Source organism: Bradyrhizobium sp. Kon69 (assembly GCF_055807515.1).
Genome location: NZ_JBVVOS010000010.1, coordinates 20,401 through 33,530 on the forward strand (window position 1 = coordinate 20,401; position 13,130 = coordinate 33,530).

Consider the following 13,130-nt stretch of genomic DNA (forward strand, 5'->3'; position numbering starts at 1 on the left):
CTGCGGCGCCGTCCACATTGTTCATCTCCGATGGAAATCATCGCGTTTGCAGTCCTTGCGCTGGTACTTGTCTTGGCCATCGCTCGTCTGACCGCCGGCCGGCGAAAATCCCGGCAGGAACTTGGCCGAAGCCAGGCCGCGCGCGAGTCCCGCCAGATCCTGAAAGAGGTCTCGGCACGAGCCGGAGATTCCGGCGCGCCGGCGCAAGTCGCAGTCGATCGTAACAACCGTATCGTCCCCAGCGATCTCAGCCCTAACGGGCGGCGAACAAATGCGCCACCTCGCGACGACGAGCCCATGGCCTGATCGCTTCTTGAAGCGGCGTCCACTCGAATCGCTTTCAAGCGCTCGACTGAGGGGGAGCCATCCGCGCGAGCCTCGCCTCACATGCAAAAGGCCCCGGCCGGAGCCGAGGCCTTGCGGCTTGTCAGGGGTACATCCGCCCTGCACGGCCGAAGCAGGTCTATACGTCTTGTCTAAACGAAACGGCGGTGACCGAAATAACATGTGATGGGGTAACGGAAAAATTCGACTTGCGGTCGATCCGCCCTACCAGCGTTTCACGGGGGCCGGGCCGGCCTAATATGAAGCCATGCCGCGCATCGCTTGGGTGAACCATACGCCGCGTGAATCGCGGAAGGGTTTATCAGCGAGATTGGCCCAAATGCCGGTCCCGATCAGGAGGAATGCAATCGTTAACGTCAATAAACGCGCAGTATAGCTCATCGCATTGCTCCACTTCAGCTATAATCTGCGAACGCAATGCAGGCGATGGGGGAACGTTCCTCACCACAATCGCCGTTCAAGATTTGGCAGCGAAGCCGGTGAGCCACGCCTTTCGGAGGACATCGACTTAACTGATCTGCTCGCGACCGATCGGCTGGGACAAGCGATGGCCAGCGCCCGCGCTGGTTCAAGGCATTGGCTACTCGACGGCCGGCAGTGATCTCGCACCGGGCGCGAACCGGGCCTTCACTCGCTCTCGCGCATTCTGGAAGAATATGTAAAGCATCGGGATCAGGAATATGCCGATCAAGCTTGCCGCCAGCATCCCCCCGAAGACCGCAGTGCCTACCGCGCGTCGGCTCATTTGGGCAGCCCCCGTTGCGATGACGAGGGGCACGAGCCCGAGGATGAAGGCAATCGACGTCATCATCACCGCGCGAAACCGCATGCGGGCGCCGAGCACCGCCGCATCCTCGACCGACTGCCCGGCCTCGCGCTGCTCCTTGGCAAATTCGACGATCAGAATGCCGTTCTTGGCGGCAAGCGCGATCAGGACAACGAGGCCTATCTGGGCATACAGATCGAGATTGAGCCGTGCGATCCGGATCGCGAGATAGGAGCCGAGCACGCCGACGGTGACGGACAGGAGCACGGGCACAGGGATCGTCCAGCTCTCGTAGAGCGCGACAAGGAAGAGGTAAGCGAACAGCACCGCGAGACCCAATATGACGGCGGTCTGGCCCGAGGCCTGCTGCTCCTGAAACGCCGTGCCGGTCCATTCATAGGAGAAGCCCGACGGCAGAGTTCTGCTGGAAATATCCTGCATGGCGGCGATGGCTGTTCCGGAGGAAACGCCGCCTGCCGGAGCACCGTTGATGGTGATCGAGCGGTAGTTATTGTACCGACTGATCACCTGAGGTCCCTGCACGATCTTCGCAGTTGCGATCGACCGCAGCGGGACCATCTCGTTGCGCGCGTTCCGAACATAGATCTGCCACAGCGCATCGATGTCTGCGCGGTCTTTGGCTTCGCCCTGAACGTTGACCTGCCAGGTCCGTCCGAACAGGTTGAAGTTATTGACGTAGTAGCCTCCTAGGGTTGCCTGGAGAGCGGTGAAGACGTCGCTCATGTTCAGCCCCAAGACTTCCGCCTTGGCGCGATCGATATCCAGATAGATCGACGGATTGTTGGCCGAGAAGGTGGAGAAGACGTGCGTGAGCCTCGGATCCTGGTTGGCTGCGGCGATGAGGCCGTTCATGGCAGCGTTCATCGCCTTCGGATCCTGACCTTCCAGCGCCTCGAGCTGGTACTCGAAACCGCCGCTTGTCGATAGGCCGATGATCGGCGGCAGGTTGAATGCCATGACATTCGCTTCACGGATCTGGCTGCCCATGGCAAAGGCCTTCGCGATCAGCGCCTGCGCGGATTGCTCGGCACTCGTTCGGTCTGCAAACGGCTTCAGGCGGACGACAAGCAACGCCGCATTTGGCTCGGCTCCAGCGTCGAGCAGCGAGAATCCGATGATCGAGAGCACGTGATCGACGCCGTCCAGCTGGCGCATTTTTTCCTCGACCTGTGCCGCGACCTGACTGGTTCGGGGTACGGAGGCGCCATCTGGCAGCTGGACCATCACGAAAAACGCGCCCTGATCTTCCTCGGGCAGGAAGCCGGTCGGCGTGATCAGAGACATGCCGAATATGCCGCCGGCACAGAGCGCGACCAGCACGACGGATACGGCGGCGAGCCGCACCAGGCGGCGAACACCAATTGCATACCGATCCCGCGTCCAATCGATGCCACCGAGCACACGTGCCATGATGCCGCGCCGGGGACCCGTATGCCGCAGGAACAGCGCGCATAGCGCCGGCGAGAGCGTCAGCGCGTTGATCGCGGAAATCACCATCGCCGCGCTGATCGTGACTGCGAATTGCCGGAACAGCGTGCCGGAGATGCCCGGTATGAAGGCGATCGGAACGAACACCGACAGCAAGACGAGGCTGATGGCGATGATCGGCGCGGTGATCTGGCGCATCGCCTCCTTCGCGGCTTCCGCAGGCGACAGCTCCGGGTGCTCTTCCATGACGCGTTCGACGTTCTCGACCACGACGATGGCGTCGTCCACGACGATGCCGATGGCGAGCACCATCGCCAGCAGCGACACCGTGTTGGCGGAGTAGCCCATGGCCAGCAAAACGGCGAAGGCGCCGATCAGGCTGACGGGAACAGCGACGGCCGGAATGATGGTCGCGCGCAGATTGCCGAGGAACAGGAACACGACGATCACGACAAGAATGAAGGCTTCCGCAAGCGTCCGAAGCACCTCGCGGATCGTGTCGCGCACGAAGGTCGTGGAGTCGTGGACAACGCGGTAGGTCAGGCCTGGTGGAAAGCGCGGCGACATCCGGTCCAGCGTCGCTTGCACGGCATTGGCCGTCGTCACGGCATTCGCGCCTGGGGCCAGATAAATGCCAATGGGAACGCCGGGCTTGCCATCTATCCGAGCCTCGCTGTCCAGGTTCTGCGCGCCGATCTCGACGCGCGCAACGTCGCGCACGCGCAGCACCGATCCATCGGGATTGGCACGCAAGACGATCTCGCCGAACTGCTCGGCCGAGGCCAGGCGGCCCTGGGTCTGCACGTTGAACTGAAACTGCTGCTGATCGCTGATCGGACGCGCACCGATCCGCCCCACAGGAGCCTGCACGCTCTGGCCCCGGATAGCGTTGACGACATCGCTCGGCGCCAGGCTCAGGCTGGTGAGCCGCTGAGTATCGAACCAGATCCGCATCGAGTAGTTCATGCGGGCAAACAGGTTGGCTTGCCCGACACCCGGCGTCCGCGAGATCGCGTCGAGCAGATTGATGATGGCGTAATTGGTGATGAAGACAGGGTCTTGCGCGCCGGTTTCGCTATATAGCACCAGGAACTGCAGTACCGCCGACGATCGTTTCTGGACGTTGAGACCCTGGGCCTGCACTTCCGAAGGAAGCTGCGACAGCGCGGTCTGCACCCGGTTGTTGACGTTGACGGTGTCGATGTTCGGGTCGGAGCCGAGCGCAAAAGATACTGTGAGGCTGTAGCTGCCATCATTGCCGCTCGTGGATTTCATGTAGAGCATCTGGTCCACGCCGACGATCTGCGCCTCGAGCGGCTGCGCGACACTGGATTCGACAACGGCGGCGGACGCTCCGGGGAACATGCCAGACACCGTGACCTGGGGCGGCACGATGTCCGGGAATTGAGCGACGGCGATGCGCAGCAACGCCAGTCCGCCGGCGATGGTTATGACAAATGCGATCACGATGGCGAGACGCGGTCGGTCGATGAAAATCGCCGAGATCATGTCAGCGCCCGCCTTTATTGCTATTCGGACTTGCTGCCCGGCCGCCTCCCTGGCCAGCGCCTTGGCCAGTGGTCGTTGATCCACCCGAAGCTGCTGCCGATCCCTGTGGACGGCCAACGGCTGCTGTTCCGCCGCCCTCCTCTGCAATTTCCTTCATTTGGGCTTGGAGCTGCGAGCTTGCCGGTGCTGGCGAAACCTTGGCTCCAACTCTGACCCGCTGCAGGCCCTCGACGATGACCTGATCGCCCGATTGCAGTCCACCGATAATGCCTGCCAGCGTCGTAGTCGATTGCCCGACCTGGATGCGGCGCTGCTCCGCGGTATTGTCCTTTCCGACCACGAAGACGTAGCTGCCCTGCTGGTCCGACAGCACAGCCGAGCGCGGCACCGCAAGGACGTCGATCGGCTGTACGCCCTCGAGCAGCACGGTCACGAACTCGCCGTCAAACAGCTCGCGGATCGGCGTGCCGCCCTCGACGTGCTGGGTGGGAGGGTTTTCGATCTCGCCGCGCAGGGTAATGGTATCCGTGTTGGTCGTGACCGTGTTGTTCGCGAAATTCAGATGGCCGGTGCGATCGTAGGCTCTACCGTTGGGCAGGCGCAGGCGAATGACCACCGCACTGAAGCCGCCGCGCGGCGCATAGCGGTCGCGCAGCGTCAGAGCCTCCCGGACAGAAACCGGAAACGTCACGTACATCGGGTCTTGGCTGACAATCGTGGTAAGCACACCGGAAGACGGGCTCACCACGTTGCCCTCGGTCACGGCGGTCCGGCCGATCTTGCCGTCGATGGGCGACGTGATGTCGGTGTATCCAAGATTGATCTGCGACGCTTGCACCTGCGCCTCGGCGGCTTGGACCTGGGCTTCGAGGCTGCGCTGGTTCGCGATCGCCGCATCATAATTGGACTGCAATCCAGCGGGGCCGCTCAGCAGCGCCCTCGCACGCTCGGTGGTCAGTCGAGCGTTCTCCAATGTCGCCTGCAACTGGGCGACAGCAGCCTGTTTGGCCGCGAGGTCGGCCTGGAACGGGCCCTTCTCGAGCTCGTAGAGCTTGTCTCCGCTCTTGACCTCGCTGCCGTCCGTAAAGAGGCGCTTGGTCAGAAAGGCCGAAACCCGTGCGACGACATCGACGTGGCGAACGGCCTCTACACGTCCCAGGAACTCCTCTGACTGGGTCATAGGGCGTGGCGCCGCAGCGATCACGCCCACCGCAGCCGGTGCGACAGGCGGGGTTTGGGCAGATGCAGCGGACGCGAGTACAAATCCGACGCAAAACAGGAGCAGCCCGGGATGAACCCGCGCACGGGCGGGCGACCTGCCCTCCCTGCGGCAGTGGCGAAGCAGAGAGGTGGCGAGGGCCCCTAGCACCAGCGGCACAGAGGACTCGCGAGCGCGAGCACGACTGGGATCGACCTTCTTCTCGCTTTTGTTGGCATTCGGGCGGACCTGCCTAGGAAGGAAAAGCTTACTGCCGCGGCCAGGGCCCGCGATGCGGCCGCATGCGTGCCGCAGAGGACGGACGAACCCGCTCACGATAGCCTGCGCCCCACGACACGTACTCGTTTCCGTAGTGGAGCCAGCGGTAACTGGGAAGTTCGACGCCTTCAAAAACCGCGCCGGCCGAATAACCGCCCATCGCGGGTCCAATAGCGGCGCGCGCATGCGTCGGTGCTGCCAAGGCAAACAGGATTGCGGGTGCCGCCAGAACAGGTGCCTTGCTCTTCATCCTTGCTCTCCGCAGGTGGATACGCTGCAACAGTCTCGTCCACGAAGCGAGCGAGTAACTGTCCCGGATGGTAAGTCGTTCCTCGCGTCAGGGAGCGCTCCTTAACCTGTGTTAGCTCCAAACGCGCTCGGCTCCGGTGCGGGAGTTTTAGCAGCGCCTATTCGGCGGCCGCATGAGCAGGGGCCGCCGCGAGCCGCATGCCCAAGCTGACGGCGATCAGCACGATCAAGTTGACCGCCAGCGCGACGATACCGATGTTGAGATCCTGCACCTGCGGTGGCAGCCAGGGCAATTTATGGAAATTGAGACCGGTAAGGCTGACGAACGCAACCGTGGCGATACCGGCGAGGATGCCAGCGGCTGCCCCCTCACGCGTTGCGATGTTGCGTTTCCCAAGGCTGAGCACCAGAGAGGGAAACAACTGCGTGACCAGGCTGTATCCCATCAGCAGGAGAGCCACGATGGTCTCCCCGCCCCTCAGTGTGAAGAACACCGCGACGAGCGAGATCACCGGCACGAGCAGCTTTGCCACCCGCGAGACTTGCCGATCGTCGGCGGAAGGGGCGACCACGCGGTAAAGATTGTTGGCGATCAGCGTCGCCGTGGTCATCAGGATCATGGATCCGGGCACCAGCGCGGTGAGCACGCCGGGGGCCCCTATGATGCCGACCAGCCACGGATCGAACGTCTTGACCGACAGTTGAACAGCGCCAGGTCTATGTCCGGCCCGGTCAGCCCGGGCACCTGCAGGATCGCCGCGAAGCCGACGAAGAAGACGAACAGCAGGATGAGCTGATAAAGCGGGAGCACGATCGCGTTCTTGCGAATCACGGTCGCGTTTCGGGCGGTATAGATCGAGCCGAAGCTGTGCGGCCACATGTAGAAGCCGAGCGCCGTGAGCAGTACGGTGGACGAGAACCACCACAGGCTTTCACCATGCGGGGGCAGGACCGTGAAGCCGGGCTTGGCTTGCTCGATCGCCTGAAACATCGACCCGAGTCCGCCGTAATAGTGCCAGGGAAGGTAGAGGCCGAGAAAAACCACGATGACGAGAATCAGGATGTCCTTGGCCACGGCGGTCCACGCCGAGCCATGCACGCCCGACACCATGACATAGCCTGCCACGACGGCAGCGCCTGTCCAGATCGCGACGTTAGAGGAAATCGCCCCGTAGCCGGCGATTTCAACGATGATCCCGAGTCCCTTGAACTGAAGCACCAGATAAGGAATCAGCGCGACGATGTCGACGAGCGTCACGATGATGCCGAGCGCCGGGCTGTCATATTTGCGGACGAAGAAGTCGGACTGCGAGTAGAGCCGGTGCTCCTTGGCAAAGCGCCAGATTGGCGGCAGCATGAAATATGAGAGCACGTAGGCAAGTGTGCCATAGCATAGAATGTAATAGGCCGGCGCGCCCTTGCCGTAGGCGAAGCCGCTTCCGCCGAGAAACGTGAAGGTGGTGTAGATTTCTCCCGCAAGCAACAGGAAGACAAACACGGCCCCAAAGCCACGGCCACCCACCGTCCATTGCTCCAGGTTCATGTCCTTCCCGCGCTGCGCGAGGAAGCCGAGCGCGAGGGCCAGCAGTGCCGCAGCCGCTATAAACGGGAGCGCGCCATTCACGGTTCACTCTCCTGGTTGGCGCGGTCAACCGCGTAGATCACCGCCATGATGAGCGACGTCAGGAGGATCCAGGCCACGATCCAGACCAGCAGGAACGGCAGGCCGAAGACGAGCGGGTGCACCCGGTTGACGAAGAACGGACCAATCAGGAGGGCTAGGAACGGCGCGACGGCGATCCAGTGTATGCGGCGCATGGCGGAAACTCTTGCTGTGGCCAAAACCGGTGCATTCTGCAAAAGTTCCTGTGACTTCCGGGGGACGTGAACACCGGATGAAAGATCTGGCCGTTCGGCGCCCGCCGGGCCCACAGTCGGGGTGCCCTGGACAGATGGACGGGGTGACCTCTGCGGAGATGCTGGACTTTCATTTCGTGGTCCAGATCAGCGTCCCTTCCCTTGTCCGAGTTCGGAACGGGACACTTAACTCACCATTGATAGTCCTGCACTCCAGACTTCCTCCAATGAGCAAAGTCGTCCTCGGCGTCACTGTTGTCGGACTCGCAATCGTCATAGCGACCGCGGTGTACGTCATGCTGATCTGAAACATCTCGGCCACCTCACGAAGTCCCTCAGGAACGGCGCGCGATTCGCTCCGTTGACCGGCGCACATCAAGGAGATTTTTCATATGCTTAAACTTTCGATCCAATCGGCCGCATTCGTTGCAGCCGGCGTGCTGCTACTCTCCGCGCCTGCTGCCAAGGCGCAGGATTACCGTTGGTGCATTCAGGGCAAAGGCGTCGGCTACCCAGGCGACTGCAGCTATTCGACACGCGCTCAATGCCTGGCTTCGGCGTCTGGCCGGAATGTCGGTTGCGGGATCAATCCGCGCGCCGCATACCGGCAGCAGGACCGCCACCGAGGCTGGCGGTAGTTGAAGGAACGAGCGGCGCGAGTGGCCTGTTCCGCCCGACCAACTTAAACATTCAGCGCACGCAGAGCGGAGCGCGCCGCGCTTCTGCCGTTGCGAGCTACCGGCGCGGGCCGACTGCCCCATTCAATGCTTTCCTGAACTCTCAGGTTTCTTCAGCTGGGGCCCGAAATGTGCGCCCAACGCGAGGATGACGAAGAAGAACACGGCCTTGAACTCGCCTCGGGCTGCCTGAAGGCTCGCTAACACGAGCAGAGTTAGGATCGTGTATTTCATGATCACTCCCATTGCTGGAGAGTGGCGCGACGGGGCATTCGTGGCTTGACATCACCCTCAGCCGCCGCACCCGCGCATCCACGCCGGCGGCCGATCTCGGGAGCGGAGCTGTCCTTTAGAGCGAATTGCAAAAGCGTGGGTTCTTGATATCTCCGCGGTCTGACCCGCAGAGCGGACCTATTGGGCCCCAGCCTTTTCTCCGGCGACTGGGGCCCCCATGTTCGGCGGCAGGTGGCGATGCCTTTCGGCTGCCGTCGTCTGAACAATCATCGCCGCTTCGAACGACAACTCCGAACGGGAGATGAAAGTTCGGACCGCCTCCCTTATGGGCAGGGTCGCCGCGAGCCGTCGCTGCTCAAATAGGTACCCGATGTCGGGTCATACGAACGGAAGCGCTGTGCGCAGTACGCGCTCGCGTTTTGTTGCGCCTGACTGTTGGCGATCGCACCGCCGATCAGAGCGCCCGCGGCCAATCCGCCGATCACGGCGGCGCCGCCCCCATAATGACGGTGCCGCCACCCACCACCGCGATAACCGCCGTGCCAATGGCGATATTGGACCTGCTGAATGTTGGCGTCCGGCGTGATCGACGAAGGCGCGATCGGTGCCGCCTCCGCCGGAGCGCAGGCAGTCCCGATCAAGAAGCTTGCGATTGCAAGTTTGCTTACGAACGTCATTGGCAGTCTCCTGGTGTGGTGGCTGGGCTATTGTGTCGCTGGGGGACTATTCAAGTCAGCCTGGATCGGCCATGTCGCCAGGCGCGTGCTGCTCGCCTTGATCGGTGAGAGTCGGAAATTCGCCCTGGTTCAACAAAGCTTCGATCGGCTCGGCCGTATCGTTTGTAATAGGTCTTTGCATCTGGGGTTTTGCGTCCTCAAACGCGATCGCCAGACGCGCGAGCTCCCAATGGGCTTCGGCTTTGCCCTCTGGCTGTCCTTCGTCGAGCCACATACGATGAGCTCGTTCGCGTATTCTTTGCTCGATATCGTCGATCATGTACTCGCCCTTCAGATGATCTTCGGCATCGAGTCGCCTCGGTCGAACACTGGGCTCTCAAAATCGTCGACTTCAGTCTCGTCCTCGGCTGCCGCGCGCACTGCTTCTTCCGTCTCACTCAGTCCGTCGACGGTTTCGTTGGCGCCCATCCCGGGCTGGTGCTGCCCCGTGACCTCGCTCCTTGGCCGCGCGCCGACAGGCCGATCGACATCCGCGGCCGACGGAGATGCCGGATCAGCCCCCAGATCGTCCTCTCTGCCTGATATGCCTGGAAGCAGTACCCGGTCAGATCCCCGCACCTGTGCCGTATTGGCGAATTCCGATTCCGATGATTTGTTGAGTTCGTCCTGATCCAACGCTACGCTCCTGTCTTCTTCGCACGTATTAGCGTTCGGCGTTGCGTATCGTTCCTAACGGCCGCTGCAGCGCGCAGGTAGTGATCGAAGGGCGGTGCGGCTCGCGAGCGCTAATCCTGCGCGTAGCGAAGGAACGGCCAAGTGCTGGGAAGACTTCAAGTGATCGCCAGGCAGCGTCGGAACGACGCGCGGGCAACGTCTCAATATTCGATCGAAGGAGCATCAGCATGAGTGATACGGGACCGAAGCCTGCGGGCGCCTCCGGCATAAGGTCGGGGCTGCAGCCAGGCGGTACGACGCCAGCCAGCCGAACTGGCGCTATCGGAGGCGCAATTGGAACTGGCGGCGGCAGTACGGCGAACCACCCAACCGGGAATGCGAGAGAAGACGAGCCCGCCCCCGCCGATCCGGATAAGACCAGCAGACGGTAGCCTCATCCCACCGCACGGATCTTTTTGAAGCACGGGTGCGTGACTTCTCTGCGGCGCGCCCCTAGGAGATGAGCCGCGCACCCCGCTGGAAGGTGAGATATTCCCAAAGCCAGTTGATGGCCACCGTTATCCTGTTCCTCAGTCCGATGAGGAAGTAGATGTGGACCACGCTCCAGAAGAGCCAACCCAGCAGCCCTCTCAGCCGGATCCGCCCGAGCGACACTACGGCGGACTTTCGGCCGATCGTCGCGAGATCGCCCTGGTGACGATAGACAAAGCGTTCCGGCTTTCGACTTCCCCCTGATATTTCCTCCGCAATGATAGACCCGACGAACTGCCCCATCTGCTTCGCGGCGGGTGCCAGTCCCGGCACCGGCTTGCCCTCGCTCTTTGCCGCCGCAAGGTCGCCGATCGCGAAGATGTTGCGATGAGGTGAGACCCGCAAGGAGTCGTCCACAATTACCCGGCCGGCGCGGTCGGCGGGGGCTTCGAGCCAAGCCGCGGCAGCGCTCGCGCGCACACCTGCAGCCCACAAGGTGCAGCAGCAATCGATACGACGGCCGTCGGAGAGTGTGACACCGTCCGCAGAAACGTCCGTCACCGAGCATCCCGCCAAGACCTCGACGCCCATTTTCCGCAAAGCCTCGCGTGTATACTCGGAGAGCTCTTCTTCGAAAGTCGGCAGCACGCGCTTACCAGCGTCGAGCAGCACGATTTTCGCGGACCGGGGATCAACCCGGCGAAAGTCGCGCGCAAGGACGTTATGCGCGACGTCCGCTATCGCGCCGGCAAGCTCGACCCCAGTCGGACCTCCCCCCACGATCGCGAAGGTCATGGCCTTTTGCCGAGGCGCTTCGTCCTGCAACCGCTCGGCCTGCTCAAAGCAACTCAGGATGCGCGCACGAATTCGCGTAGCATCTTCGATCGTCTAAGGCCGGGCGCGTACTGGGCCCAGTCAGGGTGCCCAAAATACGAGCTGGTCGCACCAGTTGCCAGCACAAGGTAGTCGAACGGAATCGTGAGGCCATCGAGCGTTGCGACGGCGCGAGCTTTGAGGTCTATGCCGCTCACCTCGGCCATAATCACCGTGGCATTCTGCTGCCTGGACAACACCGACCTGATCGGCCAGGCCACATCGGCCGGCGAAAGCGCGGCAGTTGCGACCTGATAGAGCAAGGGTTGAAAGCAGTGATGGTTCTTTTTGTCGACCAGGGTTACGTCGACATCGACATCTGCGAGCGCCCGGGCCACTTCCAAGCCTCCGAAGCCGCCGCCGACCACCACGACCGAAGGACGCTTTGGCAAAAAACCTCCCACCTGGGTTAGCAAGACTGCATCTGGACATCTAGTTCAACTTGCCGAGCGTGCGGGCCCGGCACGTTTATTCTGCGCGCAGTTCAACCGCCGAAATTGGCCAACGCCTCGGCGAGCTTCGTCAGGATTTGAGTTTTCATGGCGTTCCTTTGCTGCTGATCAATTGGACCCGCAGGGCTTCGTTCCTATCCGTGTGCTGTGCGATGCCTGATCTTGCTCGCTGGTTTGAGGGTGCGATGACTTCATTTTGCGTCAGATTGCGCATTGACGAAGCGCCGTCGGCGCTCAAACCGTGCTGCCGATAGCGGCATCGATCACGCTGTGGTCCGTCACCCCTCCCGGATCTTGCCTGGTCGGCACGAACCGGCGGTAGATCATCCGTTCCCGCCGACTGGCGACTTCGGCACGCGCCATGGCCCGGCGGATCATCAACGAAGCCCCGAAAGGCAATTACGTGAGGGTCATGGCAAATGGCGGCAACTTGACGCCGCAAGTATCCAGTTCGATATCCGCATCTTGCTCCGCTACCCAGAGTAGTCTCCCAGACCAGCCTAGGCTCCCATGCGAATAAAGGCGGACGCAAGCATCCACATGTTAGCGGGGCGTTGCTGGGGCGCTTGCGAATGGCCCGCGCCATCTCATCGGGCCGGGGAAGCGGTTGGCAATGTCCAATGCTCCTTGTTCATTTGTCTCCAGCGCTATTTTCTGCGCGAGCATGACGTCCCCTTCAGCCAAGGCCCCTGCAGGGACAAAGCACCATCCCGGGCCAAGTTGGTCGTTTCCATCAAGCTCGTTGATATTTGCTGATGTTCCTCGCCTGATGCGATATCGCTTCCCGCTGTGACAGCCGACGACGTCAAAGAAGCCATTTGCTTCGAATTGCTTCTTCTGGTGAGGCGACAGCCAAGCGCGGAGCAGCTGCCGCGCCCGAGCATGGCTTGTGTTCTCTTCGCGGGAAGCGCGGTACAACAGCCTTACGGCCCATGCCCGCACTCTCCAGCGGCCTCGACGGGAGTTACGCATTCGCCCAGCCGACTAACCACCCACAAGACGCGGGAAAAACAACGTCTCTTCTACGGTGGGATCGAATCTGGAGATCTTGCTCACGTCGCCTTCGGCAGTCCGGACCGCCGCGGTGAAGCCTTTGCCCGTCAATTCCACGAAGCGCCGCTCGGCATCTGCCAGCGCCCTTGCATCGGTATTACTGAAGTCATGACGGCTATCGCCGCTGTGGTCCATCACGATATGCGTTGCCATTTAGGGCTCCCATTGTCTGCCTACCAGCAATGTTGCAGAGGACGCACCCGTTCCTATTACCCCTCTGAGCGCCGGCGCTCCAATCGTCGGGCGATAACAGGAGGTTGCCGCAGCCGGGCGGCGGAGAATCACCGAGCGATGCTCGAGCGTCCCAGCCATCGGGCACAGCTCGCGGCCTCCCGGCGTGATGAGGACGCCGGACGCCCAGCCGTG

Annotated in this window: 13 protein-coding genes and 1 pseudogene; 1 reads left to right on the top strand and 13 read right to left on the bottom strand. The window is 62.0% G+C overall.

Annotated features, from left to right (window positions below):
• Positions 1–579 precede the first annotated feature (579 nt).
• The 6 genes and pseudogenes from AC0L3U_RS14975 to AC0L3U_RS15000 all read right to left on the bottom strand — a co-directional run bounded on the left by AC0L3U_RS14975 (position 580) and on the right by AC0L3U_RS15000 (position 7,613).
• A complete protein-coding gene (locus AC0L3U_RS14975) occupies positions 580–726 on the bottom strand; it encodes a hypothetical protein (RefSeq protein ID WP_473362214.1) in 147 nt (48 codons plus the stop codon).
• Between the two features lie 199 nt (positions 727–925).
• A complete protein-coding gene (locus AC0L3U_RS14980; RefSeq protein ID WP_473362215.1) occupies positions 926–4,069 on the bottom strand; it encodes an efflux RND transporter permease subunit in 3,144 nt (1,047 codons plus the stop codon).
• A gap of 1 nt (position 4,070) precedes the next feature.
• Complete coding sequence (locus tag AC0L3U_RS14985) at positions 4,071–5,249, bottom strand: efflux RND transporter periplasmic adaptor subunit (RefSeq protein WP_473362216.1); 1,179 nt, start codon at positions 5,247–5,249, stop codon at positions 4,071–4,073.
• Positions 5,250–5,535: 286 nt separating this feature from the next.
• A complete protein-coding gene (locus AC0L3U_RS14990) occupies positions 5,536–5,796 on the bottom strand; it encodes a hypothetical protein (RefSeq protein WP_473362217.1) in 261 nt (86 codons plus the stop codon).
• 157 nt (positions 5,797–5,953) lie between these two features.
• Positions 5,954–7,419, bottom strand: a pseudogene (locus AC0L3U_RS14995) (sodium:solute symporter family protein).
• Positions 7,416–7,613: a DUF3311 domain-containing protein gene (locus AC0L3U_RS15000; protein ID WP_473362218.1), complete on the bottom strand. Its 198-nt coding sequence runs from the start codon at positions 7,611–7,613 to the stop codon at positions 7,416–7,418. The pseudogene AC0L3U_RS14995 and the gene AC0L3U_RS15000 overlap by 4 nt, the downstream one beginning before the upstream one ends.
• Before the next feature lie 431 nt (positions 7,614–8,044).
• On the opposite strand from AC0L3U_RS15000, the gene AC0L3U_RS15005 reads away from it, so the two are divergent.
• Positions 8,045–8,290 (top strand): DUF3551 domain-containing protein, encoded by a 246-nt coding sequence (locus AC0L3U_RS15005; RefSeq protein ID WP_473362219.1) that lies wholly within the window; start codon positions 8,045–8,047, stop codon positions 8,288–8,290.
• Positions 8,291–8,413: 123 nt separating this feature from the next.
• On the opposite strand, the gene AC0L3U_RS15010 is transcribed toward AC0L3U_RS15005, so the two are convergent.
• The 7 genes from AC0L3U_RS15010 to AC0L3U_RS15040 form a co-directional block, all read right to left on the bottom strand.
• Complete coding sequence (locus AC0L3U_RS15010; protein ID WP_473362220.1) at positions 8,414–8,563, bottom strand: hypothetical protein; 150 nt, start codon at positions 8,561–8,563, stop codon at positions 8,414–8,416.
• Between the two features lie 323 nt (positions 8,564–8,886).
• On the bottom strand, positions 8,887–9,240 hold the full coding sequence (locus AC0L3U_RS15015; RefSeq protein ID WP_473362221.1) for a BA14K family protein: 354 nt from the start codon (positions 9,238–9,240) through the stop codon (positions 8,887–8,889).
• Between the two features lie 55 nt (positions 9,241–9,295).
• A complete protein-coding gene (locus AC0L3U_RS15020; protein WP_473362222.1) occupies positions 9,296–9,559 on the bottom strand; it encodes a DUF2934 domain-containing protein in 264 nt (87 codons plus the stop codon).
• An 11-nt stretch (positions 9,560–9,570) separates the two neighbouring features.
• Positions 9,571–9,915: a hypothetical protein gene (locus AC0L3U_RS15025; protein WP_473362223.1), complete on the bottom strand. Its 345-nt coding sequence runs from the start codon at positions 9,913–9,915 to the stop codon at positions 9,571–9,573.
• 492 nt (positions 9,916–10,407) lie between these two features.
• Positions 10,408–11,181: an NAD(P)/FAD-dependent oxidoreductase gene (locus AC0L3U_RS15030; RefSeq protein ID WP_473362224.1), complete on the bottom strand. Its 774-nt coding sequence runs from the start codon at positions 11,179–11,181 to the stop codon at positions 10,408–10,410.
• A 53-nt stretch (positions 11,182–11,234) separates the two neighbouring features.
• Complete coding sequence (locus AC0L3U_RS15035) at positions 11,235–11,651, bottom strand: FAD-dependent oxidoreductase (protein ID WP_473362225.1); 417 nt, start codon at positions 11,649–11,651, stop codon at positions 11,235–11,237.
• A gap of 1,044 nt (positions 11,652–12,695) precedes the next feature.
• Positions 12,696–12,917: a hypothetical protein gene (locus AC0L3U_RS15040; RefSeq protein ID WP_473362226.1), complete on the bottom strand. Its 222-nt coding sequence runs from the start codon at positions 12,915–12,917 to the stop codon at positions 12,696–12,698.
• Between the last annotated feature and the right edge of the window lie 213 nt (positions 12,918–13,130).

Excerpts from the sequence above, each read along its gene's own strand:
- AC0L3U_RS15005 (WP_473362219.1), top strand. The coding sequence starts at position 8,045 with ATGCTTAAACTTTCGATCCAATCGGCCGCATTCGTTGCAGCCGGCGTG.
- AC0L3U_RS15040 (WP_473362226.1), bottom strand. The coding sequence starts at position 12,917 with ATGGCAACGCATATCGTGATGGACCACAGCGGCGATAGCCGTCATGAC.
- AC0L3U_RS14985 (WP_473362216.1), bottom strand. The coding sequence starts at position 5,249 with ATGACCCAGTCAGAGGAGTTCCTGGGACGTGTAGAGGCCGTTCGCCAC.
- AC0L3U_RS14990 (WP_473362217.1), bottom strand. The coding sequence starts at position 5,796 with ATGAAGAGCAAGGCACCTGTTCTGGCGGCACCCGCAATCCTGTTTGCC.
- AC0L3U_RS15020 (WP_473362222.1), bottom strand. The coding sequence starts at position 9,559 with ATGATCGACGATATCGAGCAAAGAATACGCGAACGAGCTCATCGTATG.
- AC0L3U_RS15010 (WP_473362220.1), bottom strand. The coding sequence starts at position 8,563 with ATGAAATACACGATCCTAACTCTGCTCGTGTTAGCGAGCCTTCAGGCA.
- AC0L3U_RS14975 (WP_473362214.1), bottom strand. The coding sequence starts at position 726 with ATGAGCTATACTGCGCGTTTATTGACGTTAACGATTGCATTCCTCCTG.
- AC0L3U_RS15030 (WP_473362224.1), bottom strand. The coding sequence starts at position 11,181 with ATGACCTTCGCGATCGTGGGGGGAGGTCCGACTGGGGTCGAGCTTGCC.
- AC0L3U_RS15000 (WP_473362218.1), bottom strand. The coding sequence starts at position 7,613 with ATGCGCCGCATACACTGGATCGCCGTCGCGCCGTTCCTAGCCCTCCTG.
- AC0L3U_RS15015 (WP_473362221.1), bottom strand. The coding sequence starts at position 9,240 with ATGACGTTCGTAAGCAAACTTGCAATCGCAAGCTTCTTGATCGGGACT.
- AC0L3U_RS14980 (WP_473362215.1), bottom strand. The coding sequence starts at position 4,069 with ATGATCTCGGCGATTTTCATCGACCGACCGCGTCTCGCCATCGTGATC.